The organism is Acidovorax sp. GW460-11-11-14-LB4, assembly GCF_059423685.1.
Genome location: NZ_JBWKYJ010000031.1, coordinates 24,927 through 50,012 on the forward strand (window position 1 = coordinate 24,927; position 25,086 = coordinate 50,012).

Genomic DNA, 25,086 nt, shown 5'->3' on the forward strand with positions numbered 1-25,086 from the left:
GCGGGCCATCACGTCAGGACGTGACACATTCGCCAAAGCCGCCACCGCCGGGGGTGGCGATCTCGAACACATCGCCAGGCTCCATCAGCGCTGCGCCAATGTGGCCCAGCTCCTCCACCTGGCCGTTGGCACGCAGCACGCGGTTGGCACCAGGCCTGCCGGGCTGGCCGCCCGCCATGCCAAAGGCCGGGTTCAGTCGCCCGTTGGACAGGATGCTGGCCGTCATCGCCTCCAGGAAACGCACGCGCCGCACACCGCCGTCCCCGCCTGCCCAGCGGCCAGCACCGCCCGAGCCGCGCTGGATCTCGTAGCTGTCGAGCACCACGGGGAAGCGGAACTCCAGCACCTCGGGGTCGGTCAGGCGCGAGTTGGTCATGTGGGTCTGGACCACGCTGGTGCCGTCAAAGCCGCGCACCGCCCGGCCCGAGGCGTCCAGCACCGCGCCCGCACCGCTGCCACCGGCAATGGTTTCGTAGTACTGGTACTGCGCATTGCCGAAGGTGAAGTTGTTCATGGTGGGCTGGCTACCCGCCATCACGCCCAGGGCGCCAAACAGCGCATTGGTGATGCAGGTGGAGGTCTCCACATTGCCTGCCACCACCGAGGCCGGCGGGTTGGGGTTGAGCATGGAGCCTTGCGGAATGATCACCTGCAGGGGCTTGAGGCAACCGGCGTTGAGCGGAATGTCATCGTCCACCAGCGTGCGGAACACATACAGCACGGCCGCCATGCACACGGCACGGGGGGCGTTGAAGTTGTTCATCTGCTGCGGACTGGTGCCTGCAAAGTCGATGACCGCACTGCGCTCGGCCACATTGACCTTGACCGACACGCTGATCTGCGCGCCGTTGTCCAGCGGCAGGGTGAAGCTGCCGTCCTTGAGCTGCGTGATCACACGGCGCACGGACTCTTCGGCGTTGTCCTGCACATGGCGCATGTAGGCCTGCACGACATCTAGGCCAAACTGGTCCACCATCTTCGACAGTTCTTGCACGCCCTTCTCGTTCGCAGCGATCTGTGCGCGCAGGTCGGCCAGGTTTTGCTGCGGGTTGCGGCTGGGGTATGGCGTGGTGCCGCCGCCCGTGGCCAGCAGGGTGCGCACCTCCTCTTCCAGAAAGATGCCCCGGTCCACCAGCTTCACGTTGTTGATCTGCACACCTTCTTCATCAATGCGCGTGGAGAACGGTGGCATGGAGCCCGGCGTGGTGCCGCCAATGTCCGCGTGGTGGCCCCGGCTTCCCACATAAAACGTGGGCTCGTTGCCCTCGGCCACATACACCGGGGTGATCACTGTCACATCGGGCAGGTGGGTGCCACCGTGGTACGGGTCGTTGAGCATGTACACATCGCCCGGGTGCATCTTGCCCGCGTTCTCGCGGATCACGGTCTTGATACTCTCGCCCATTGACCCAAGGTGCACGGGCATGTGGGGCGCGTTGGCAATCAGGTTGCCGGCTGCATCGAACAGCGCGCAGCTGAAGTCCAGACGCTCCTTGATGTTGACTGAATACGCCGTGTTCTGCAGCTGCAGCCCCATCTGCTCGGCAATGTTCATGAACAGGTTGTTGAACACCTCCAGCAGCACCGGGTCCACCGTGGTGCCTGCGGCGTACTGCACCTTGCGGGCCGTCACGCGGTCCAACACCAGGTGGTCCAGGTCGGTCAGGCGCGCAGACCAGCCGGGCTCCACCACGGTGGTGGTGTTCTTCTCGGCAATGATGGCCGGGCCGGGGATCACGTCGCCGGGGTGCAGGTCCTCGCGCACTACCAAGGCAGCGTCGTGCCATGCGCTGCCCGAGTACATCTTCACCATCTCGCGCTGCGGGTGCTTGCGGTGCGGGTGCACGGGCAGGCGCGGCTCGGCGGGAGCGTCGCCTGCAATCATGGCTTCGACCGACACGGCCTCTACCACCAGGCCCTTGCCCGCCATGAGGAACGCAAAACGCTGGCGGTAGGCGGCCTCAAAGGCCGTCTGGATGCTGGCCATGTCACCAAACGGCACGACCAGGGCCGAGTCCGTGCCCTCGTAACGCACATGCACGTTGTGGCGCACCTGCACGGGGTTGGTGCTGACCTGCTGGCGCTCCAGCTCGGCCTGCGCGGCAGAACCCAGCGTATCCAGGCGCTCAGCGATCAAGGGCAGAGATTCAGCCGCCAGCGGCATCTCCACCGCTTGCTCGCGGATCACGGTCTGGTCGGCCAGGCCCATGCCATAGGCGCTGAGCACACCCGCCAGCGGGTGCACGAACACGCGCGACATGCCCAGCGCATCCGCCACCAGGCAAGCATGCTGCCCACCGGCGCCACCAAAACACTGCAGGGTGTAGCGCGTCACGTCATAACCGCGCGCCACGCTGATCTTCTTGATGGCGTTGGCCATCTGCTGCACGGCAATCTGGATGAAGCCTTCGGCCACTTCCTCCGGCCTGCGATGGGTCTGCACAGCAATTTCTTCAAAGCGGGCACGCACTGCGTCAGCGTCCAGCGTCTCGTTGGCTGCGGGGCCGAACACGCTGGGGAAATAGCGGGGCTGCACCTTGCCCACCATCACATTCGCATCGGTCACGGCCAGGGGGCCGCCCCGGCGGTAGCTCACGGGGCCGGGGTTGGCGCCGGCGCTCTCGGGGCCGACGCGAAAACGGGCACCGTCGTAAGCCAGCACCGAGCCACCGCCAGCCGCCACCGTGTGGATGCTCATCATGGGGGCGCGCATGCGCACGCCCGCCACGTGGGTCTCAAACTCGCGCTCGAAGGCCCCAGCGTAGTGGCTCACATCGGTGGACGTGCCGCCCATGTCAAAGCCAATGACCTTTTCCTGCCCGGCCAGGCCCGCCGTGCGCGCCATGCCCACAATGCCGCCTGCGGGGCCAGAGAGGATCGCGTCCTTGCCCTGGAACGTGCCCGCATCGGTGAGCCCCCCCGATGACTGCATGAAGAACAGCTTGACGCCCGGCATCTCGCTGGCGACCTGCTCCACGTAGCGGCGCAGGATGGGCGAGAGGTAGGCATCCACCACCGTGGTATCGCCCCGGCTCACAAACTTCATCATGGGGCTGGTTTCGTGCGAGGTGCTGATCTGCGTGAAGCCCACTTCTTGGGCGATGCGCTTGGCCGCCTGCTCGTGCTGCGTGTAGCGGTAGCCGTGCATGAACACAATGGCCACGCTGCGCAGCCCACGCCCGTACGCCGCCAGCAGGTCACCCCGCAGGGTGGCTTCGTCAAGGTTCTGCAACACATCGCCATGGGCACCCATGCGTTCGCGGGCCTCGGTCACTTCGGTGTAAAGCAGCTCGGGCAGCTGGATGTGGCGGTCAAACAGGCGTGGGCGGTTCTGGTAGGCAATGCGCAGTGCATCGCGAAAGCCGCGTGTGGTGACCAGCAGCGTGGGTTCACCCTTGCGCTCCAGCAGTGCGTTGGTGGCCACCGTAGTGCCCATCTTCACGCATTCCACCAGCGCGGGGGTTACGGGCTCGCCGGGCTTCAGGCCCAGCAGGTGGCGGATTCCCGCCACAGCAGCATCCTTGTACTGCTCGGGGTTCTCGGACAACAGCTTGTGGGTGGTCAGGGAGCCATCGGGCCGCTTGGCCACGATATCGGTGAAGGTGCCGCCCCGGTCGATCCAGAACTGCCAGCGTGGGGTGTGCGTTTGGGGTGTGATGGTGGTCATGGTGTAGTGGCTCCGAGATAAAAAGTTGAAAGAGGTGGTGGCGGTTTGGCTAGGCCAGGGCAACGCTGGCGGGCGCCAGCCTTTGCATGACCTGCCACACGGCAGGAATGGGGGGAGCGGCGGCAAGGGCCAGCTCGACGGGGCACCAGGGGCCCGCCAAGGAGGCGGCCCAGGCCATCACCGGCAAGATGTCTACGGGCGGAAGGGTCTGCATGGTGTCGATCACGATGCGAAGCTCCTGCGCCAGGCGGTTGCCAGGGGCAAATCGCCAGTGGTATTGGCCGCCAGTCACGCACACGGCGCGGTTGTCCTTGGCCGTCATGGCAGACAGCCACAGGCAGTGAAAGTCTGTGCAGGCCGGTGCCGGGGGATCGGTCAGGCAAAAGGTGTAGGCGTTTTCATAAGCACGGCCAAAATTGCGCACCAGCGTCTCGGCGATGGCCTCGCGGCCCAGGGTGCATGCCGGGGCCTGCCCGTCGCCCTGGCGCATTTCCATCTGCAGCAGCGCGCCACCGGCAAAGGCTTGCGCGATGAGGTGCGGGCGATTGAGGTCCTTGGCGCGCAGGTACATCTCTATGGTGTCCGAGGGCGTGTGCATGGTGCTTCTCCTGAAAGGCGTGCAGGAAAGGTCAGCGCTGCGTGTAGTACGGGATGAAGATCTGATTGGCCTCACTGCCCACCGAGCGCACCCATTCGCGGGAGAACCGTTCGCCCAGGCGCTTGAGCTCGGCATCAAAATCCGCCGGCGCACGATCCACCTTGATGCCCTTGCGTTGCAGCTCGGCCACCGACTCTTCGGCCACTGCAGCGCTCATGGCCCAACCCCGTGCCTCCGCCTCGGCGGCAGCCTTGGTGACCGCCTGGCGTGCGGGTGCAGGCAATGCATCGAAAGCCTGCTGGTTCACAAAGACGATGTTCTTGGGAAACCAGGCATTGATGCCGTAGTACTGCTTGATCTGTCCCCAGACCTGGTTCTCGACCCCGGTGAGGGCCGAGGTGATCATGGAATCGAGCTTGCCGGCCGACAGAGCCTGGTTGACTTCGACCATGGGCACATCCACGGGCGTGGCGCCCAGCAGTTCGGCAATGCGCACAGTCCCGGGGTTGTAGGTGCGCATGCGCGTGCCCTTGAAGTCTGCGGACGAGCGCACGGGGGTGATCGAGAACAATCCCTGCGGAGGCCAAGGCACTGCATAGAGCGCCTTGAGCCCTTTGCTGGCCATGTGCGACTCGATCAACGGCCGCTGTACATCCCACATGCGCCGCGCGTCGGAATAGCTGCGCACCACAAAGGGCACGGAATCGGCACCGGCAAGCGGAATTTCACGCACCAGGCTGGTCATGATGGTCTCGCCCGCCTGGGCCTTGCCCTCCCGCACCGCCTGCGGAATTTCTCCCAACTTGAACAACGTGTTGTTGGCGTGCACCTCGATGCGCAGTGCGCCTGAAGTGGCCCGCTCCACGTCCTGCGCAAATTGAACAAGATTGCGGGTATGAAAGGATTCGGCCCGGTAACCCGTGGCCAGTTTCCATTGCGTGGGCGCCTGGGCATGCGCCCCAAAGGCGCAGCCTATCCCCACCGCACAAAGTGCGGTCATCCAAAAAACTTTCACAGGAACTCCTGGGACGTTAGGTGACCGGCTGACTTGGCTGGGCGTGGCAGGTCAAACACGCGGAGGCAAGAGCCCTACAGGCCCAGATACGCCTTCTTGACGTCCTCGTCGTGAAGCAGTGTTTGCGCTGCCCCTTCCATGGCGATACGGCCCGTCTGGATCACATAGCCGCGATGGGCAATGGCCAGCGCCTTGTGCAGGTTCTGCTCCACCAGAAGGATGGAGACTCCCTTGGCGTTGATCTGCTGGATCACGTCCAGCACCTTGGTCACGAACTTCGGCGCGATGCCCCAGGACGGTTCGTCCAGCATCAGCAGCTTGGGCCGGGCCATCAGGCCCCGGGCGATGGCCAGCATCTGCTGTTCGCCCCCGCTCATGGTTCCGGCCAGTTGGGTGGCCCGCTCCTTGAGAATGGGGAACAGGTTAAGCATCTCGTCGATGCTGCTGGCCACCTCGTGCTTGTCGGCCCGTGTGAAGGCGCCGAGCTCCAGGTTGCGCAGCACCGTGAGGCGGGGGAACAACCGGCGTCCTTCGGGCACCAGCGACAACCCCAGCGACACCCGCCGGTGGGCTGGCAGGCCGCCGATGGACTGGCCGTTGAAGGAGACGTCGCCCGCTGCGGCGGCGTTGAGGCCCGCCACCGCGCGCAGTGTGGTCGACTTGCCGTTGCCGTTACCCCCCACCAGGGCCACGATCTCGCCGGCCCCCACGGTGAGGCTCACGTCCGAGATGGCCAGCACGTCGTCGTAGCAGACCTTGAGGTTCTTGATGTTGAGCATTATTCGTCTCCCAGATAGGCGGAGATGACCTGTGGGTCGCTGGAGACCTGCTTTGGCGTACCTTCCGCGATCTTTACGCCCCGGTCCAGCACCACGATCTTGTCGGCAATGGGCATGATGCCTTCGAGCACATGCTCCACGATGAGGCAGGCGATGCCGCGCTCTCGGATCTTGAGCACCACGTCCACAGCCTCGCGCACCTCCGAGGGGTTCAGGCCCGCCATGACCTCGTCCATCAGCAGGATCTGCGGCTCGATGGCCAGCGCCCGGGCCACGGCCAGACGACGCTGCTCACTGATGGTCATGCTGCCTGCGGGCTTGTCCGCAAAGCGGTGCAGGTTGACGAAGGCCAGCCACTGCAGGGCCAAGGCCCGGGCCTTGGCCACGTTGTGCTGCAGCAGCATGGCGCCGGTCATGACGTTCTCGCAGGCCGTCATGCTGGTGAAGCTGCGCGCCACCTGGAAGGTGCGGCCCACGCCGGCACGGGCGCAGGCCTCGGGCGGCAGGCCGGCGATGTTGCGCCCACCCAGCAAGATGCTGCCCTCGGTGGGCGCGAAGTAGCCCGCGACGCAGTTGAACATGGTGGTCTTGCCTGCACCGTTGGGCCCGATGAGTCCCACGACGGTGCCCTTGTCCACATCGAACGAGACGTCCTGGTTGGCGGTCAGCCCGCCAAAGCGCTTGCTGACCTGTTTGACTTCAAGCAGTTTCATCACACCTCTCCCTTTGCCGACTGCAGTGGCGCAGCACCCGCTGCGTGCTCGGCCACCTGGCGCGACGCGTCGGCACGGGCCGCCCGCCGCTCCTTGAAGCTCTTGACCCATCCCAGAATGCCCATGGGGTAGTACACGGCTATCAGGATGATCATGGTGGCGTAGATGATCACGTCTGTGCCCCTGCCCGTGCCACCGAAGACGATGCGGGTGAATTCTTCGATGCTGGTGAGCACCACGGACCCCACTACCGGACCGAACAACGTGCCCACCCCGCCCAGGATGGCCACCAGGGCCATCTTGATCGACAGTGCCGTGGACAGCACCGAGCCCGGGTCGATGAACAGCTCCTTCTGGGCATACAGGCTGCCCCCCAGCGCGGCGAAGAACGCACTCAGCGACAAGGCCACCTGCTTGTAGCGGGCGATGTTGATGCCCACGCTGCGCGCAGCGTCGGGCTCGTCCTTGATCGCCCGGAAGTAGTAGCCCAGGTAGCTGCGCTCCACCCACCAGTTGGCGGCCAGAGTCAGCACCAGCAGGCCCAGGGCCAGCCAGTAGTAGGGCAGCTTGGTGGCGAAGTTCATCCACAGCCAGCCCTGCTTGTCCATGGGCACGTACAGGCCCACAGCGGCACCGCCGTACTCCCACTCGTTGAAGAAGATCTGCACCAGCTCGGCCACGGCGATGGTGGCCATGGCGAAGTAGTGGCCCTTCAAGCGAAAACACGACCAGCCGAACGCCAGGCTGAGCAAGGCCGACAGGGTCCCGCCGATCAGCGCACCGATCCACGGATTGACGCCGAACTTGAGCAGCAGCAGCGTCGAGGTGTAGGCCCCCAGCCCGAAGAAGGCGGCATGGCCCAGGGACACCTGCCCGGCGTAGCCGCCGAGCATGTTCCAAGCCACGCCCAGCTGGGCGGCCATGAGCACGAGGATGGCCATGTTCAGTTGCGACGCATCCACGAAGGACGGCAGCGCCAGGGTGGCCAGCAGCAGCGCTGCGATAAGGATTGAGTTTTTCATGGTGGTCATGCCTTGCCCATCAGGCCTTGCGGGCGGAACATCAGCACTCCGAGGAAGAGCACCAGTACCACCGCTGTCTTGTACTGGGGCCCGAGCAGCAGCCCTCCCATCACCTCGATCACGCCGACCAGAATCCCGGCCCAGAAGGCGCCGGTAATGCTGCCGAAGCCGCCCAGGTTCACCACCACGAAGGCCAGCAGGATGAAGTTGGCTCCCACGTCGGGAAAGATCGGGAAGAAGGTGGATAGCAACACGCCCGCAGCCCCGGCACACGCGGCCGCTACGCCCCAGGCCAGTGCGAACATCTTGTGCGAGTCAATGCCCATGAGACGCGCGGCTTCCTTGTCAGACGCGGTGGCCTCCAGGGCAGCGCCCAGGCGGGTCTTGTTCAAGAAGAAGTAGATGAGGCCCGTGATCACGATGGCGCCGATGCCGGCCACCAGTTGGGGGCGCCCGACCTGCACGCCCAGCGCCTTGACAGTGCCGCTCACCAGCGAGTTCTCGATGGAGCGGAAGTCCGGCTTCCACAGGAACTGCGCAATGCCGCGCAGCAGGATCATGATCCCGAAGGTCGTGAAGATCTGCGAGAGCATGGGTGCGTTGATGATGCGCACAATCACGAACTGGTAAAGCAGCACGCCGAACGCGAACAGCATGAGGACAGTGAGCGGCAGGGTGTAGATGGGGTCGAGCGCATAGAGCGAGAACATCCAGAACGCCGAGTACATGCCGAGCATGAGGAACTCGCCGTGCGCAAAGTTCACGATGTCCATGACCCCGAAAATCATGGTCAGTCCGATCGCAACCAGCGCATATATCAACCCGATCATCACGCCCGAGGCCAGCGTCTGGAACAGAATTTCCGCAGTCATGGTTTTCTTTCAGGCTTCAGCCATTGGCGCCATTACTTGCGCTGATCCCACTTGGGCATGGGCCACACCACTTCACGCGTGGCCATGTTGAAGGGCCACACGGTGTGGTACTTGCCGTCAATGATCTGCACCAGGATGCCGCGGCCCAGCGTGTTCTGGCCGGATGCGTCGAACTTCACACCCTTCCAGGGCATGATGATGTCGTCGGCACGGATGTTGGTTTGCGTGAGCGCGGTGCGCACGGCCTCGGGCTCGGTGGAGCCCGCACGGTTGATCGCGTCGGCCATCACCATCAGGCCTGTGAAGGTGCGCGAGCTGTTGCCGGTGAAGTTGATCTTGTAGCGCTTCTGGAACAGGTCGTTGACTTCCTTGATCATCGGGTTGCGGGAGGCCAAGTCCAGCGCCCAGGTCTCGCGGGTGATGATGAAGTCAGCGTCTTTGCCCAGGGTCTTGATGAAGTCCGTGTCGGTGAAACCAGCGTTGTTGGCCAGGATCATGTCGGGCGAGAATCCAAGCTCCTTATAGGTCTTGATGGACATGATGGCGTCCGCCGTATAGGACGATTGCAGCACCAGGTTGGGACTGACCGCCTTGAGCGCCTGCACTTCCGAGGTCAACTGCGTGGTCTTGGCGGGATACGACACCTGCTTGGCGATGTTCTGGCCGAACTCGGCCGCCAGCTTGGTCTGCAGCTTGGTCGTCTCAGCACCCCACAGGCCGTTTTCATTGAGCGACGCAACCACCTTGGGTTTGATGCCACGCTTGGCCTCGAACTCCTTCAAGAACTCGAAGGCGTTGTGCACAAACAGGTCATCGTGCGGCGTGGTGCGGAAGAACCATTTGAAGTTGCGCTGCGTGAGCGAGGCCGAGGACGACTCGGGGTTGAGGAACGGGATACCGGCACGCTCGGCCACCTGGCTGGCCGTCGCGGTCACGTTGCTGTTGTACGAGCCGATCAGCGCCACGACCTTTTCCTGCGTGATCAGCCGCTCGGCTTCCGTCGCGCCGATCTGCGGGTTGGACTGATGGTCGGCAAAGACCAGCTTGATCTTGGCACCCTTGAGGTTGGGAAGACCTTTGCCAGCCGCAAACGGCAGGTTGGGAACCGAAGGCGCCCCGTTGTTGACGATGTCGGCAGCCAGCTCCAGCGCGTTGCGCAGTTCAGCCCCAACGGCCGCACCAGTACCGGTGAGTGGATAAATCACACCGATCTTCACTTCCTGTTGCGCTTGGGCAGACAGAGATATCACCGCACCGCTGATTGCACCGGCAACGCGGATCCATAGGGTCTTTTTCATTTCGAATACTCCTTCAATAAAAGTGCAATATTTCCTGCGGATGCGCGCTGTCAGCGATATCGCCCGCAGTCAAGGAAGAATGAAGCACGAGGCTTGGACACCGTCCGCTGTGCCACAGAGTCAATGTGCTTCATGGACTGACTCAGTTGCATGCAAGAACAAGTGCCAACGCTCGCGCGAAGGCCTCACTTCTTGTTGTAGTAGCTTTCAATCACCGCCCTGCCCTCGTCTCCGGCAACCTTCACCCATTCGGCGGCCATGCGCTCGCCGATAGGTTTCAGCTCCTTCTTGAGAGACTCCGCACTGGCATCCACCTGCATTCCCTTACCCACCAGTTCTTTGAGGTACTCACGGTCTTTTTGCTCACTCAAGGACCAGCCACGCTGCCCTGCCGCCGCAGCCTGGGCAAGCAAGGCGTCCTGTGTAGCTTTGTCCAACCCGTTGAAGGCCTTCTGGTTCACGACCACTGCATTCCGGGGCAGCCACGCCGCGACGCCATAGAAGTGTTTGACCGTCTCATAAAGCTTGCCATCCACGCCGCTGGCACTGGATGTGAGAAAGTTGTCCACCGTGCCGGTGGTCAACGCTGCCGAAAGTTCCGTCAGCTGAACCGTCACTGGCTGAGCCCCCACGGCCGATGCGATGTAGGAGGTTGCAGGGCTGTAGGCACGCATCTTGGTGCCTTTGAGATCTGCCAACGACTTGACCGGTTTGACGGAATAGAGGCTCTGCGGAGGCCACGGCACCGTGTAGAGCAATTGCATGCCCTGAGCACCCAAGGTTTTCGCCAACATGGATCGCGATGCCTGATCAAGACGCTTGGCTTCTGTATAGCTGCTGGCCAGGAAGGGGATCGAATCGATGCCGTAGGCAGCAGACTCATTGGCTGCGCTGGACAAGATGAAATCACCCATCGGGACTTGACCGGACTGCACAGTGCGTTTGATTTCGTTCGCTTTGAACAACGAAGCATTGGGATGCACACTGATCTTGAGTTTGCCGCCCGTCGCCTTATCAACGTCTTGCACAAACTGCAGAAGGTTTTGCACCTGGAACGTGTTGGACGCATACCCCGAGGGCAAGTCCCATTTCACCTGGGCTTGCGCCCCTCCCGCACAAAGAACGGCAGCTACGAAAAAAGTGAACTTCTTCATTGGTAACGCTCCTGGTTCAGAAGCTTGCGAGTTGGTGGTTGAGAAGGTCGGTGACCAGCATGCAGCCCGGTGCATGCGTGATGCAGAACGCGGGCTGGGCATTCAAGATGGCCGATTGCGGTGTTACGCCGCAGGCCCAGAAAACAGGAATCTCCCCAGGCATCAGCGCCACGGCATCCCCGTAGTCGGGATGGGCCAGATCGGCGATGCCAATGAGTGCCGGGTCACCGATATGCACAGGCGCGCCATGCACATTCGGAAACCGCGAGGTGACCTGCACGGCGCGAATCACATCCGCTGCCGGCATGGGACGCATGGTCACCACCATGGCCCCCCCAAAGGGCCCGGCTGGCTCGGTTTGCACATTGGTGCGGAACATCGCCACGTTCTTGCCTTCGTCAATGTGGCGCAGGCGGATGCCTGCCTCGATCAACGCGGATTCGAATGAGAACGAGCAGCCTAGGATGAAGGTGACCAGGTCTGGCCGCCAGAGGCTGGCGATGTCCGCCACCTCTTCCGACATTTCGCCGTGGCGCCAGATGCGGTACAGCGGCACATCGCTGCGGATGTCGATATCTTTGCCCAGCGAGGGCAAGGTGAACTGGCCAGGCTCGCTGACAGCCAGCACGGGGCAAGGCTTGGGATTGCGTTGACAGAACCGCAGGAAGTCACTGGCAAGCACCTCGGGGAGGATGACCACGTTGCCCTGGACATGGCCATCCGCGAGACCACTTGTGTGCGATGTCCACAGGCCCTTGCGGATCGTGTCACGTACATGGATCGGATTGCTGGCACCTTCGGAACCAAACACCGCGAGCGAATTTTCTTGAACGAAGTCCACCGTTTTTCCTTGCATTGAGAAATGTCAATTGCATGACGTTGGGCAGATTGTGTTGGGGGGTGACCGACCCTGGCAAATTCAAAAAATTTCTATCAGCTCATCGATTTTTTCCATGCACTTCATTGGGGAGAGACGAACCATCTTGGTGCCGAGGGAAAACCCTGAGAGAAAATTTACGGGTAAACCCTGAAACACAGGAACCATAGGAATTCCGGAGAAACACGGCATATGCCGCGCGCGCCCCAAGGCGCGCTGAGCCGCTTTGATGCGAGGTTCAGCCCTTGCGAGGGCGGCGGGCTGGCGCGGGCTGTTGCTGCTGCTCGATGAAATCGAGGGCCGACCGCACCACGGCTTCCATGGCGGGGGACGAGGGGTCTTCGCGATAGCTCACGTGGATGGGCAGCGGCCGCAGTGTGGTGTCGCAAGCCAGCGCACGCAGGTCTGGAAACGCGAGCAGGCGCTGCACTGCCAGGCGCGGCAGCGTGGCCACACCAAAGCCGCCCTGCACCAGCTGCACCATCGCAGAAATCGACGAGATGGTGTGCACACAACGCGGCTCCACCTGTGCCTGGCGCAACGTGTCGAGCAGTGACACGTGCGGTTGCGAGCCGCGCTGAAAAGTCAGGATGTCAGCGCCTGCAAAGTCTTCCAGCGCATAGCGACGCTTGCGATGCGTCTTGCTGTTACCCACAAACACCATCTCCATGGGCGTCACCGCCTGGCTGCGTATGCCATCAGCCGATGCAGGCAACGCGGCAAACACGGCATCCAGCGTGCCCCGGCGGATTTGCTCGAGCAACACAGGTGTGGTTTCCACCGTCAGCTCCAGCTCCAGCAGTGGGTTGTCCTTGCGCAGCTGTTCCACCCACGGAATGAGCCACGAGTGCAGTACCGATTCGATGGCCCCCAGGCGAATCGATACTTCCAACGGGCCGCCTGATCCCATCTCGGTCTTGAGCTGACGCTGTAGCTCCAGCATGCGCTTGGCGTACACCAGAAACCGGGCACCGGCCACCGTGAGCTTGAAGTGCTTGTCACGCCGATCCAGCAACAAAACGCCCAGCTCTTCTTCCAGCGCCGAGATGCGGCTGGACATGGCTGACTGGGTCAAAAACAGTTTTTCTGCGGCGCGCGTCACGCTTTTGAGAGAAGCAACCCAGTAGAAGGCTTCGACAAAACGCAGGTTCATGGATCTTTTTCGAATTTCTCTGCGTCCGGCGGCTTGGCGCACTGCCCAGACGGTTGCACGGTGTTGGTGCGCTAAGCCGGCATCACCTGTTTTCGTTCGTTCTGCATTAACGCGATGGGAGCCATTGTGCCGCCGCATGTCACCGGCATAAAGTCGGCCGGCTCGCTTGTGGTGCAAGCGCCCACCACGCATTGCCAGCTTTCTGCAAGGACGCCGCAAAACAAACCAAGCACCAGAGAGCCGCTCTACCCCGTGAACAGAGGCAAGTCCGCCTTCTTCAGGGTGCGCAATACGAAACTGGATCGGCTGTGCCGTATGCCTTTGATCTTGTAAAGCTTCTCGCGCAACAGACGCTCGTAATCTCGGGTGTCCTTGACGACGATGCGCAGCAGGTAGTCGTAGTCCCCAGAGACCAGATGCGCCTCAATCACTTCGGGAATGCTGGCCAGTGTCTCGCCAAACTTTTCGAGTGTGTTGTCGGAGTGGCTGTCGAGCGTGACCTGCACCAGCACCGTGTCGGCCAGATCCAGCGACTGGGGGTTGATGCGCACGGTGTAGCCCTGGATGACACCCGCCTCTTCCATCTTTTTGATCCGGCCCCAACACGGTGAAGGGCTGAGGCCCACGGCCTGTCCGATCTCTTGCAGGCTGGCGCGTGCGTTGGCTTGTAGCGCAGCGAGAATTTTTCTATCAAGTCGATCCATTGGTCAAATTATTCATCAAATCCTACAAATACAGAAAATTATTCTGCTCACCTAGTCTATTGCGCCAAATTCAGCAAATTCATCTACGGCACTCGGCGCATACTTCTTTCATCAAGGCGCTCTTACCGGAGCGCATAAATTGACAAGGCCCCGGCTGGTTACCGCCAGCACGGGGCCCTTGGCATTCCAGCCCCCATCGACACAAGCAGTCAGTAGCCAAGACGCGGGCACTGACGCCAGCCTGCGGCCATGCAGGCTCTTTGCAAACTTGGGCCCGCTCGGCACCACGGGTGTCGCCAATGCAACTGCAAACGCCTGTCTGCCCAGTTAATAAGCACGCTTACCAGCACAAACCCCGATGCCTGCGGCCTGACGGGACCACCATAATTTGAGCGAGACCAGGGAGGGCTCCGCAAGGGGTCGCAGCGCACCACATCTCCCCTGACCCACCACCAACAGGAGACACCATGCAATTGACCAAACTCGTCGTTGGCCTGAGCCTCGCGCTCGGCTTTGTGGCCACCGCTGCCGCGCAGACCACCATGCGTATCAGCATCTCGACGGCCCAGAACTCCCACCAGGGTGTAGCCATCGACACGTTTGCCAAGGAAGTCGAAAAACGCACAGGGGGCCGTTACAAGGTACAGACCTTCTACAACGGTGCACTGGGCGGCGAGCGAGAGTCGATTGAAGCGGTGCAGTTGGGGACGCAAGAGCTGGCGTTCAGTTCTACAGGCCCAGTGCCCAACTTTGTGCCTGAGACCAAAATCCTGGATGTCCCCTTCCTGTTCCGCGACAAGGCGCATGCACGGGCCGTGCTGGACGGCACGATCGGCCAGGACCTGCTGTCCAAGTTTGACGCCAAGGGTTTCAAGGCACTGGCCTGGGCCGAAAACGGCTTCCGTCACATGACCAACAGCAAGCGCGACGTGAAAGAGCCCGGTGACCTGAAGGGCCTGAAGATGCGCACGATGGAAAACCCCGTGCACATTGCCGCTTACAAGGGCTTTGGCATCATCACCACGCCCATGGCCTTCCCCGAGGTGTTCACCGCGCTGCAACAAGGCACGGTGGACGGCCAGGAGAACCCGCTGTCCGTCATCATCTCGGCCAAGTTTGACCAAGTGCAAAAGCACCTCACGCTCACCGGCCACGTTTATTCGCCCTGCATCTTTGTAATGAACAAGGCCGCATTCGACAAGCTCTCGGCAGCCGACAAGCAGGCCTTCATCGAGGCTGCCAAGGAAGGCACCAAAGCCAACCGTGCGCGCGTGGACGAAGACGATGCCAAGGGCGTAGCCGACCTGCGTGCCAAGGGCATGACCGTGATCGACAACGTGGACAAGGCCAAGTTCGTGGCGGCGCTGGCCCCCGTCAACGCCGAGTTTGAAAAGCAGTTCGGCAAGGCTGCGATCGACAAGATCCGCGAGGTCAAGTAACCCAGCAACGCTATTGCCTCAATAGCAAACGACGCCCGTAGCCCTGCCGCTATCGGGCGTTTTTATTCTTATTCCTCCCTTTCGGCCCACATCTCCCATGGTTGGCACCGCCCCATGAAAAATACTTTTCTTACCTTCGAGCGATGGACGACCTTCATCGCCATGCTGGGCGCTTGCGCCATGCTGACCCTGGCCTCCGTGCTGGGCATGTTTCAGATCGTGACACGCTTTGTGCTGGAACAGCCCGCTGAATGGACGGAGGTCCTGATCCGGTTCAGCTTGATCTGGATGGTGTTCCTGGCGATCCCTGCCGCTTTTCGCCAGGGAGCGATGGTGAGCGTGGATGTGCTGTACCGATGGAGCCCGCCGCGCATCAAGCGCGTACTCGACTGGGTGGTCGCGCTGGCCGCACTCGCACTGATCGGAATCATCATCTGGTGGGGATGGGACTACGCCCAACGCGGCGGAGTACAAAGCGTTGCAGGGCTCGAGTCCGTGTCCATGTTCTGGGCTTACCTCGCCATGCCGGTGGGGGGGCTCTTCTGCGTCGTGGGCATTATTGGCAACCTCATCGATCCCCTGCGCATGGAACTGGAGACCGCCCAATGAGCTTGGTCATGATTTCAACGATGGTGCTGTGCTTCGCACTCACCGTCTCGGTAGCCGTATCCATCGGGTTGGCCTCCATCCTGGGCATCCAGGCCTCCAATGCGAACATGCTAATTTCCGTCAAGGAGATGTTCGGCTCGATCAACAAGTTTCCACTGGCTGCCATTCCATTCTTCATCCTGGCAGGCAATCTAATGGAAACTGGCGGCATCTCGCGCCGTCTGGTCGAGTTTGCAAAAAGTATCGTCGGCGGCGTGCAGGGCGGCCTGCCCATGACCTGCGTGCTGACCTGCATGATCTTTGCCGCCGTATCGGGTTCGTCGGTCGCCACCACGTTTGCGATTGGCGCCATCCTGATTCCCGCACTCATCAAGCATGGTTACCCCACCAGCTACGCTGCCGCGCTGCAGGCTACCAGTGCCGAGCTGGGCGTGATCATCCCTCCATCCATTCCGATGATCCTGTACGGCGTGAGCGCCGAGGTATCGATTGGCGAACTGTTCATCGCCGGCTTCGGCCCCGGGCTGCTGATCAGCGCCGCCCTGATGCTGTTTGTCTGGCTGTACTGCAAGTACAAGGGCTGGGGCAAAAACGACGGCGATGGGCGCATGCCCTTTGGCAAGGCCACGCTGCAGGCGGGCTGGGCGTTGCTGATGCCGGTGATCATCCTGGGCGGCATCTATGGCGGCGTGTTCACCCCCACCGAGGCATCGGCCGTCGCCGTGTTCTACGCGTTGGTGGTGGGCATCGTCATCTACCGCGAGATCAAGCTCAAGGACCTGTTCGCCATCCTGCGCAAGTCGGCCATCTCGTCGGCGGTGATCATGTTCATCATCGCCAACGCGGGGCTGTTTGCATTCCTCATTACACGTGCGGGCGTGCCCGATGCCATCGGCCGCTGGCTGGAGGCGGTGCTGCAGTCCCCGGCCCTCTTCCTGCTGGGCGTGAACGCGGCGCTGTTCGTGATCGGCATGTTCATCGAGACCAGTGCGGCGATCATCGTGCTGGCCCCCATCCTCGCGCCTGTGGCCATGCACTTCGGCATCGACCCTGTGCATTTCGGCCTCATCATGGTGGTGAACCTGGCCCTGGGCATGATCACGCCCCCGTTCGGGGTGAACCTGTTCGCAGCCTGCACGGTGGCCAGAATCTCGCTCGACCGGATCATCAAGCACCTGCTGCCGTTCGTCGGCGTGATTCTGGTGTGCCTGATGATCATCACCTACGTGCCATCGATCTCGTTGGCACTTCGGGATCTGGTCTACGCAAAGTAGTTAGAATCGCCCGGTCAGGAGAGAGTGCTCCGTCTTGTCCATAAGACGCGCAGCACCGCCGAAGGCGCAGGCAGCAGCCGAACGCTCAGGCAAAAGGACTGGCAACCGCCCGCAGCGATGCGGGCGTTCCCTTGCTGGAGAGAGGTGGCCCCACAGAAAAGAAGCTGTGTGCAGGCCATCCACCGAAGGAGCAAACCGCACGGCCAGCCAAGGCGCTGCGGTGAATCTCTCAGGTAAAGCGGACAGCAGGGCAAATCCCGTGGCCACCCTGTGGCTGCGGCCCCCATTTGCCCCGGAGTCCGCCATGTCAGCCACCGCCCCCCTGCTCACCACGCCCCTGAACGCCCTGCACATCGAGTTGGGCGCTCGCATGGTGCCTTTTGCAGGCTATTCCATGCCCGTGCAATACCCCGCTGGCCTGATGGCCGAGCATGTGCACACCCGCACCGCCGCCGGCCTGTTTGACGTGTCGCACATGGGCCAGCTCAAGCTGATCGGTGCCGATGCGGCGGCTGCGTTTGAAACCCTGATGCCCGTGGATGTGATCGACCTGCCCGTGGGCAAGCAACGCTACGGTCTGCTGCTGACCGATGAAGGCAAGATCATTGACGATCTGATGTTCTTCAACCAGGGCGTAGTGGATGGCGAGCCCACGCTGTTCGTCATCGTCAACGGCGCCTGCAAGGTGGGCGACATTGCCCATATCCAGGCCCGCATCGGCCAGCGCTGCAAGGTGGTGCCCATGCCCGACCACGCCCTGCTCGCTCTGCAGGGCCCACAGGCCGTCACCGCCCTCGCCCGCCTGGCGCCCGGTGTCGAAAAGCTGGTGTTCATGACCGGTGGCGCGTTCAGCATCGCGGGCTGCGACTGCTTTGTGACCCGCAGCGGCTACACCGGCGAAGACGGCTTTGAAATCTCCGTACCCGCCGCGCAAGCCGACACCCTGGCCCGCGCCCTGCTGGCCCAGCCTGAAGTCAAGCCCATCGGCCTGGGCGCCCGCAACTCGCTGCGCCTCGAAGCAGGCCTGTGCCTGTATGGCAACGACATCGACACCACCACCACACCCCCCGAAGCCGCGCTCAACTGGGCCATCCAGAAGGTGCGCCGCGCCGGTGGCGCGCGTGCAGGCGGCTTCCCCGGTGCCGACAAGGTGCTCGCACAGATCGACAACCCTTCCAGCCTGCCCCGCAAGCGTGTGGGCCTGGTGGCGCTGGAACGTGTGCCGGTGCGCGAGCACACCGAACTGCAGAGCACGGACGGCCAAAAGATCGGCGAAGTCACCAGCGGCCTGCTGGGCCCCACGGTGAACGAACCCGTGGCCATGGGCTACGTCACGCCAGCTTTTGCCGCCATCGGCACCCGTGTCAACGCCGTCGTGCGCGGCAAGGTGGTGCCCATGGAAGTGCGCGCCATGCCGTTTGTGCCAGCCAATTACTACCGCGGCTGATTTCATCAGCGAAGCGCAGAAGCTGCGCCCGCTTACATTGCAGATTCCTTTACTTTTTTCCTTTGCTTGAGGAGCTTCCCATGACGATCAAATTCTCCAAAGACCACGAGTGGATCAATGCCGCTGATGCCAACGCTTCGGTGGTGGGCATCACCGTCCACGCGCAGGACGCGCTGGGCGACGTGGTGTTTGTAGACCTTCCCGAAGTGGGCAAAAGCTTTGCCCAGGGCGAAGTGGCAGGTGTGGTCGAGTCCGTGAAGGCCGCCGCCGATGTGTACATGCCCGTCTCTGGCGAAGTGGTCGAAGTGAACGAAGCCCTGCGTGCCGACCCATCCCTTGCCAACAGCGACCCGCTGGGCGCTGGCTGGTTCTTCAAGGTCAAGCTGGCCGACGCGAGCCAGCTCGACGCCCTGCTGGACGAAGCTACCTACACCGAGTTCGCCAAGAACGCCTGATCCCTGCTGACTCAGAGGGCATGGCGCCGGGCCATGCCCGGCCCGCCGCCCTGTCGCGTGCGCGCTCTTTCCCCGGCACCGACCCCAACCCGCTGCGACCTACGAGACTGCCCCATGCTGATGCAATCCGCCACCCCCCTTGGCGCGCTTGAAAACGCCACCGAATTCCTGCCCCGCCACATCGGCATCGACGCGGCCGACGAAGCGCACATGCTGTCGGTGATCGGCGAGGCCTCGCGCCGTGCGCTCATCGAATCCATCGTGCCGCGCTCCATCGCACGCAGCCGGGGCATGGACCTGCCCGCGCCGCTCACCGAAGCGGCGGCACTCGCAGAACTCAAGGCCATCGCGGGCAAGAACCAGCTGCTCAAGAGCTTCATCGGCCAGGGCTACTACGGCACGCACACGCCCGGCGTCATCCTGCGCAACATCCTCGAGAACCCCGCCTGGTACACCGCCTACACGCCCTACCAGGCCGAAATCTCCCAAGGCCGCATGGAGGCCCTGGTCAACTTCCAGACCATGGTGTGCGACCTGACGGGCATGCCGATTGCCAACGCATCCATGCTGGACGAAGCCACCGCCGCCGCCGAAGCCATGACGCTGGCGAAGCGCTCGGTCAAGAGCAAGAGCAACGTGTTTGTGGTGGCAGGCGACGCGCACCCGCAAACCATCGAAGTCATCCAGACCCGCGCCAAGCCCCTGGGCCTGGAAGTGCACCTGGCCAATTCGGCCGAGGAATGGAACACACTGCTGGACGGCGATTACTTTGCCGTGCTGGCCCAGTACCCCGCCACCAGCGGCCGCATTGACGACCTGCGCGCCGACGTGGAAAAAGCGCATGCCAAGCAGGCCGCCTTCATCGTGGCGGCCGACCTGCTGGCCCTCACGCTCATCACCCCACCGGGTGAACAAGGTGCCGACATCGTGGTGGGCACCACCCAGCGCTTTGGCATGCCCATGGGCGCCGGTGGCCCCCACGCTGCCTTCATGGCCTGCCGCGACGAATACAAGCGCAGCCTGCCCGGCCGCTTGGTGGGTGTGAGCGTGGACGTGCATGGCAAACCTGCCTACCGGCTGGCGTTGCAAACCCGCGAACAGCACATCCGCCGCGAAAAGGCCACATCCAACATCTGTACGGCCCAAGTGCTGCCCGCCGTGATCGCCAGCATGTATGCCGTGTACCACGGCCCCGAAGGACTCAAGCGCATCGCACAGCGTGTGGCCAGCTACACCGCCATCCTCACGCAAGGGCTGCAGCAGCTGGGTGCGCCTGTGCGTGCACAGGCCACGTTCGACACCGTGAGCCTGCACACCCAGGGCGCTACACAATCCATAGCAACCAAGGCAATCAGCCTGGGCGCAAACCTGCGGATTTACTTTGAGGAGTACCTGTGTATCTCGCTGGACGAGACCACCACACGCGCCGACATCGAGCTGCTGTGGAAGATCTTCGTCAAGGACGGCCAGGCGCTGCCCACCTTCGATGCGTTTGAAAAGGGCGTGGAACCGCTGATCCCCACCGAGCTGCGCCGCACCAGCAGCTACCTCACACACCCCGTCTTCAACACCCACCATTCCGAAACCGGCATGCTGCGCTACATCCGCCAGCTCTCCGACAAGGACCTGGCACTGGACCGCAGCATGATCCCGCTGGGCTCGTGCACCATGAAGCTCAACGCCACCAGCGAGATGATCCCCATCACCTGGCCTGAGTTTGCCAACGTGCACCCCTTCGCCCCCGCTGACCAGCAACAGGGCTACAAGCAGCTGGACGAGCAACTGCGCGCCTGGCTATGCCAGGCCACGGGCTATGCAGGCATCAGCCTGCAACCCAATGCAGGCTCGCAAGGCGAATACGCCGGCCTGCTGGCCATCAAGGGCTACCACGAATCGCGCGGCGAAGGCCACCGCAACATCTGCCTGATCCCCAGCAGTGCACACGGCACCAACCCCGCCAGTGCCCAGATGGTGGGCATGCAAGTGGTGGTGACCGCCTGCGATGCCAACGGCAACGTGGACCTGGTGGACCTGAAAGCCAAGTGCGAACAGCACAGCGCCAACCTGGCCGCCGTGATGATCACCTACCCCAGCACGCACGGCGTGTTCGAGACCAGCGTCAAAGAGCTGTGCGCCCTTGTGCACAGCCACGGCGGCCGCGTGTACGTGGACGGTGCCAACATGAACGCCCTGGTGGGCGTTGCGGCCCCCGGCGAGTTCGGCGGTGACGTGAGCCACCTGAACCTGCACAAGACCTTCTGCATTCCCCACGGCGGTGGCGGCCCCGGCGTGGGCCCCGTGTGCGTGGTGCAGGACCTGGTGCCCTTCCTGCCGGGTCATGCCACGGCGGGCGTGCCTGGTGGCGTGGGTGCCGTCAGCGCCGCGCCGCTGGGCAACGCAGCCGTGCTGCCCATCAGCTGGATGTACATCCGCATGATGGGCGCCGAAGGCCTGCAGGCTGCTACCGAGACCGCCATCCTGAGCGCCAACTACATCAGCGCGCGCCTCAAGGATCACTACCCCACGCTGTACGCGAGCGAGAACGGCCATGTGGCACACGAGTGCATCCTGGACCTGCGCAGCCTGAAGGACACCAGCGGCGTGATGGCCGAAGACGTGGCCAAGCGCCTGATTGACTACGGCTTCCACGCGCCCACGCTGAGCTTCCCGGTGCCCAACACGCTGATGGTGGAACCTACCGAGAGCGAGACCCTGTCAGAGCTGGACCGCTTCATCGACGCGATGATCGCCATCCGCGAAGAGATCCGCGAGATCGAAGCAGGCAAGCTGCCGCAGGACAACAACCCGCTCAAGAACGCCCCGCACACCGCAGAAAGCCTGCTGAGCGGCGATTGGAACCGCCCCTACACCCGCGAGGCAGCTGCCTACCCCGTGGCTGCGCTGCGCAGCAACAAATACTGGTCGCCAGTGGGCCGCGTGGACAACGTGTGGGGTGACCGCAACCTGAGCTGCAGCTGCATCCCGGTGAGCGACTACGCCTGACCCTGCAGCGAAGGCCACGGCTGCATCGTCTGCCGCAACAGCCATTGCTCTTGCAAGCCCTGGAGCCCGCTCGCCCAGGGCTTTTTTCGTTGGGGGCCCGTACAGGCAGGTGCAGGAACACGCATAAGATCGCGGGCTGCGTTGTGATTCACCCTTTTAGGAGCCTCCTTTGCGAAACCTCTTGTGCCTTCTGCTCGCCACCGCTGTGATCGCCCCCGCCGCCATGGCCCAGACCTCCAAACCGATCACCACGGCCAGCGGCCTGGTCTATGAATCGCTCAAAGACGGCACGGGCGAATCGCCCAAGGCCACCGACACGGTCAAGGTGCATTACAAGGGCACGTTCCTCGACGGCAAGGAGTTCGACAGCTCCTACAAACGCGGCGAACCCACCTCGTTCCCACTCAATGGCGTGATCCCTTGCTGGACCGAAGGCGTGCAACGCATGAAGCCGGGCGGTAAGGCCAAGCTGACTTGCCCCCCCGGCATTGCCTACGGCGCCCGGGGTGCGGGTGGCGTCATTCCCCCTAACGCCACGCTGAATTTCGAGATCGAGCTGATCTCCGTGGGCCGCTGACCCCATGCTGCTGAAGGTCGGTGACCTCGCGCGGCGCACCGGCCTCACGGTGCGCACATTGCACCACTATGACGAGGTGGGGCTGCTCAAGCCCTCGGGCCGGTCAGACGCGGGGTACCGCCTGTACAGCCAGGCCGACGTGCAGCGGCTGCATGGCATCCAGACCATGCGCCAGATGGGCCTGGCGCTCAGCGACATTGCCGAGCTGCTGGCGGGCGAAGGGGTGGCACCCCAGCGCATCATTGGCCAGCAGATCCGGGCGCTGGACCAGCAGATCACGCAGGCCAAAGAACTGCGCGGGCGCCTGACCATGCTGCGCGACGGCCTCATGGCAGGTGCTGAGCCCGACATGGGCAACTGGCTCGAGGCGCTGGCGCTGATGACCACCTACGGTAAATACTTCAGCACCACCGAACTCAAGCAGATCTTCACCAACTGGAGCCTGATCGAGGCCGACTGGCTCGTTGTCAAAGTCCTGGTGCGCAGCGCCATGGACCGCCAGCTACCTCCCGATGCGCCCGAGGTGCAGGCACTGGCCTACCGCTGGATGGCGCTGATGCTGCACTGGATGGGGGGCGACCTGGACCTGCTGGACCGCTGGGGCCACATGTTTCGCACCGAGCCCAGCGCGCAGGGGCGCAACCACGCACCGCCCGGCGACATGATCGAATACGTGGAAACCGCCATCAAGCTGCGGTTGGCGCTGCTGGAGAAGTACCTGACCCGCGACGACCTGCGCACGCTGGGCCATGTGCCGCACACCGCGTGGGCAGCACTGGAACGTGACGTGCAACAGTTGCTGGACCGCCAAATCCCCACGAACCACACCGACGCAGCGGCTGCGGCCCTGCGCTGGAACACGCTGTTCGACCAGCTGACCCGCGGCGATGCGCAATTGCGCCAGAAGCTGCTCACAGCGTCGGCCAACGAGCCGCTGCTGCAGGCGGGCTCGCCGCTGAGCGCGCCCGTGCGCGCCTACCTGCAGGCGGCGCTCGCGCTGGCCACACCCACTCCCGCCATGGCTGCGACAGTCGCTGCGCGCCGCTGAGACACTCACACCGTCTGCAAAAAAACCACTGAAAAGTGCTTGACCCTCACGCAACGTGAGGCCCCACAGTCGGTCCCCATGAATGGATCGACACCCTCTTCCAGCCCCTCCGCCCCCACCCGGCGGTTGCACGCCCTGGACAACCTGCGCGCCACCATGATGTGGCTGGGCATCGTGCTGCATGTCTCGGTGCTTTACATGAGCCGGCCGTCGCCCCTGCCCTGGCACGACGACCGGTCCAGCCCCCTGGCGGACCTGCTGGTGGCGGTGATCCATGCCTTTCGCATGCCCTTGTTTTTCATCCTCGCCGGGTTCTTTGTAGCGGCGCTGGTCCAACGCCAGGGGCTGGCTGGCATGGTGCGCAACCGCCTGCGCCGTCTCGGTTTGCCTTTTGCGCTGTTCTGGCCGCCGCTGTTCGTGGTCTGTGCGCTGCTCGGGCTGATGTTCCTGCACCGCATGGCCTATGGCACCTGGGGTGTAGACCGCAGCCTGCTGCCCCGAGGCCCCAACGTGCCCCAGGGCCCAGCCACCATGCACCTTTGGTTCTTGTGGATGCTGCTGTGGCTGGCGCTGCTGACGCCCGTGGCATGGAGGGCGGTGCGCGCATTGCCCGCAAGGCTGCAGCAGGCCCTGCAACGCGGTGCCCTCTGGCTCGGCGGCACACCTGTGGGCCTGCTGATGCTCACGCTGCCCCTGGCGTGGATTGGCGCGGGCTACGACCACGGCATCGTCACGCCCAGCGGGTCCTTCCTGCCACCGCTGGCGGAATGGATACACAACGGGCTGTTCTACGGCTTTGGCCTGTGCCTGCACGTGCACCGCAAGGCACTGATGGCGCGCTACGAACGGCACTGGCCTGCGCTGGCCGGCTTGGGTCTGGTGGGCTTTCTGGTCACTGCACTGCTTTCGGAAGTGCTGGCTCAGCCCGAGGCATCGGCCTTTGTGCTGGTGCTGGTCACCGGGGCGTTTACCGATCTGCTGGCCGCGCCCGTATCGGCCACGCGCCACCTGCAGTTCTGGATGGCCCTGGCCTACAACAGCGCGTCGTGGCTCTGGAGCTTTGCGCTGATCGGGCTGTTTCTGCGCCATGTCGGCCAGCCCCGTGCCTGGCTGGCCTACCTGGCTGACAGCTCGTACTGGGTGTACCTGGTGCACCTGCCACTCACGATGGGCCTGGGTGCGCTGCTGTACAGCATGCCCGTTCCAGCCCCGGCCAAGATGCTGATCAATGTGCTGACCACGACGGCCCTGTGCCTGGCCAGTTACCACCTTTGCGTGCGTTTTACCGCTGTGGGCCGCTTGCTCACGGGGCGCACGCACACCCGTCATTCTTTGGGAGACCTCGTTCATGCGACCTGACACCTCACCCCGTCCTGCCCACC

General features: G+C 63.2%; 21 protein-coding genes and 2 riboswitches. Of the genes, 9 read left to right on the top strand and 12 right to left on the bottom strand.

All coding sequences use genetic code 11. The features are described 5' to 3' along the window. Positions 1-13: 13 nt before the first annotated feature. The 12 genes from AC07X4_RS12930 to AC07X4_RS12985 form a co-directional block, all read right to left on the bottom strand. Entirely contained in the window at positions 14-3,667 is a 3,654-nt protein-coding gene (locus tag AC07X4_RS12930) for a hydantoinase B/oxoprolinase family protein (RefSeq protein WP_494740272.1), read from the bottom strand. 49 nt (positions 3,668-3,716) lie between these two features. Further along, the gene (locus AC07X4_RS12935) at positions 3,717-4,265 is read right to left on the bottom strand and encodes a hypothetical protein (protein WP_494740273.1); all 549 of its coding nucleotides are present in this window, start codon (positions 4,263-4,265) and stop codon (positions 3,717-3,719) included. Between the two features lie 31 nt (positions 4,266-4,296). Next, entirely contained in the window at positions 4,297-5,265 is a 969-nt protein-coding gene (locus AC07X4_RS12940) for a TRAP transporter substrate-binding protein (protein WP_494740274.1), read from the bottom strand. 89 nt (positions 5,266-5,354) lie between these two features. Continuing rightward, positions 5,355-6,059, bottom strand: coding sequence for an ABC transporter ATP-binding protein (locus tag AC07X4_RS12945; protein ID WP_494740275.1), 705 nt, complete (start codon positions 6,057-6,059; stop codon positions 5,355-5,357). Continuing rightward, positions 6,059-6,772 (bottom strand): ABC transporter ATP-binding protein, encoded by a 714-nt coding sequence (locus tag AC07X4_RS12950; RefSeq protein WP_494740276.1) that lies wholly within the window; start codon positions 6,770-6,772, stop codon positions 6,059-6,061. The genes AC07X4_RS12945 and AC07X4_RS12950 overlap by 1 nt, the downstream gene beginning before the upstream one ends. Continuing rightward, complete coding sequence (locus AC07X4_RS12955) at positions 6,772-7,794, bottom strand: branched-chain amino acid ABC transporter permease (RefSeq protein ID WP_494740277.1); 1,023 nt, start codon at positions 7,792-7,794, stop codon at positions 6,772-6,774. The genes AC07X4_RS12950 and AC07X4_RS12955 overlap by 1 nt, the downstream gene beginning before the upstream one ends. 5 nt (positions 7,795-7,799) lie before the next feature. Beyond that, complete coding sequence (locus tag AC07X4_RS12960) at positions 7,800-8,666, bottom strand: branched-chain amino acid ABC transporter permease (protein ID WP_494740278.1); 867 nt, start codon at positions 8,664-8,666, stop codon at positions 7,800-7,802. A gap of 32 nt (positions 8,667-8,698) precedes the next feature. Then, a complete protein-coding gene (locus AC07X4_RS12965; protein WP_494740279.1) occupies positions 8,699-9,964 on the bottom strand; it encodes an ABC transporter substrate-binding protein in 1,266 nt (421 codons plus the stop codon). A gap of 185 nt (positions 9,965-10,149) precedes the next feature. After that, complete coding sequence (locus AC07X4_RS12970; RefSeq protein ID WP_494740280.1) at positions 10,150-11,118, bottom strand: TRAP transporter substrate-binding protein; 969 nt, start codon at positions 11,116-11,118, stop codon at positions 10,150-10,152. 16 nt (positions 11,119-11,134) lie between these two features. After that, complete coding sequence (locus AC07X4_RS12975; RefSeq protein WP_494740290.1) at positions 11,135-11,929, bottom strand: putative hydro-lyase; 795 nt, start codon at positions 11,927-11,929, stop codon at positions 11,135-11,137. Between the two features lie 304 nt (positions 11,930-12,233). Continuing rightward, on the bottom strand, positions 12,234-13,148 hold the full coding sequence (locus tag AC07X4_RS12980; RefSeq protein ID WP_494740281.1) for a LysR family transcriptional regulator: 915 nt from the start codon (positions 13,146-13,148) through the stop codon (positions 12,234-12,236). Positions 13,149-13,393: 245 nt separating this feature from the next. Then, the gene (locus AC07X4_RS12985) at positions 13,394-13,852 is read right to left on the bottom strand and encodes an Lrp/AsnC family transcriptional regulator (RefSeq protein ID WP_494740282.1); all 459 of its coding nucleotides are present in this window, start codon (positions 13,850-13,852) and stop codon (positions 13,394-13,396) included. 467 nt (positions 13,853-14,319) lie between these two features. Here AC07X4_RS12985 and AC07X4_RS12990 point away from each other — a divergent pair, with 467 nt between their 5' ends. The 9 genes from AC07X4_RS12990 to AC07X4_RS13030 all read left to right on the top strand — a co-directional run bounded on the left by AC07X4_RS12990 (position 14,320) and on the right by AC07X4_RS13030 (position 25,063). After that, entirely contained in the window at positions 14,320-15,291 is a 972-nt protein-coding gene (locus tag AC07X4_RS12990; RefSeq protein WP_494740283.1) for a TRAP transporter substrate-binding protein, read from the top strand. Positions 15,292-15,405: 114 nt separating this feature from the next. Further along, on the top strand, positions 15,406-15,900 hold the full coding sequence (locus tag AC07X4_RS12995; protein WP_440597314.1) for a TRAP transporter small permease: 495 nt from the start codon (positions 15,406-15,408) through the stop codon (positions 15,898-15,900). Next, positions 15,897-17,174 carry a TRAP transporter large permease gene (locus tag AC07X4_RS13000; protein ID WP_494740284.1) on the top strand — a complete coding sequence of 426 codons (1,278 nt, stop codon included), beginning with the start codon at positions 15,897-15,899 and terminating at the stop codon, positions 17,172-17,174. The genes AC07X4_RS12995 and AC07X4_RS13000 overlap by 4 nt, the downstream gene beginning before the upstream one ends. A gap of 5 nt (positions 17,175-17,179) precedes the next feature. After that, positions 17,180-17,285, top strand: a riboswitch (glycine riboswitch). A 13-nt stretch (positions 17,286-17,298) separates the two neighbouring features. Further along, positions 17,299-17,430: riboswitch (glycine riboswitch) on the top strand. Between the two features lie 48 nt (positions 17,431-17,478). Further along, positions 17,479-18,621: a glycine cleavage system aminomethyltransferase GcvT gene (gcvT, locus tag AC07X4_RS13005; RefSeq protein ID WP_494740285.1), complete on the top strand. Its 1,143-nt coding sequence runs from the start codon at positions 17,479-17,481 to the stop codon at positions 18,619-18,621. An 80-nt stretch (positions 18,622-18,701) separates the two neighbouring features. After that, positions 18,702-19,076 (top strand): glycine cleavage system protein GcvH, encoded by a 375-nt coding sequence (gene gcvH / locus AC07X4_RS13010; protein ID WP_108625643.1) that lies wholly within the window; start codon positions 18,702-18,704, stop codon positions 19,074-19,076. 114 nt (positions 19,077-19,190) lie between these two features. Beyond that, positions 19,191-22,079 carry an aminomethyl-transferring glycine dehydrogenase gene (gene gcvP / locus AC07X4_RS13015; protein ID WP_494740286.1) on the top strand — a complete coding sequence of 963 codons (2,889 nt, stop codon included), beginning with the start codon at positions 19,191-19,193 and terminating at the stop codon, positions 22,077-22,079. Between the two features lie 169 nt (positions 22,080-22,248). Beyond that, positions 22,249-22,656, top strand: a complete 408-nt coding sequence (locus AC07X4_RS13020; protein WP_494740287.1) for an FKBP-type peptidyl-prolyl cis-trans isomerase — start codon at positions 22,249-22,251, stop codon at positions 22,654-22,656. A gap of 4 nt (positions 22,657-22,660) precedes the next feature. Then, the gene (locus tag AC07X4_RS13025) at positions 22,661-23,704 is read left to right on the top strand and encodes a MerR family transcriptional regulator (RefSeq protein WP_494740288.1); all 1,044 of its coding nucleotides are present in this window, start codon (positions 22,661-22,663) and stop codon (positions 23,702-23,704) included. Positions 23,705-23,782: 78 nt separating this feature from the next. Further along, a complete protein-coding gene (locus AC07X4_RS13030) occupies positions 23,783-25,063 on the top strand; it encodes an acyltransferase family protein (RefSeq protein ID WP_494740289.1) in 1,281 nt (426 codons plus the stop codon). Positions 25,064-25,086 lie beyond the last annotated feature (23 nt).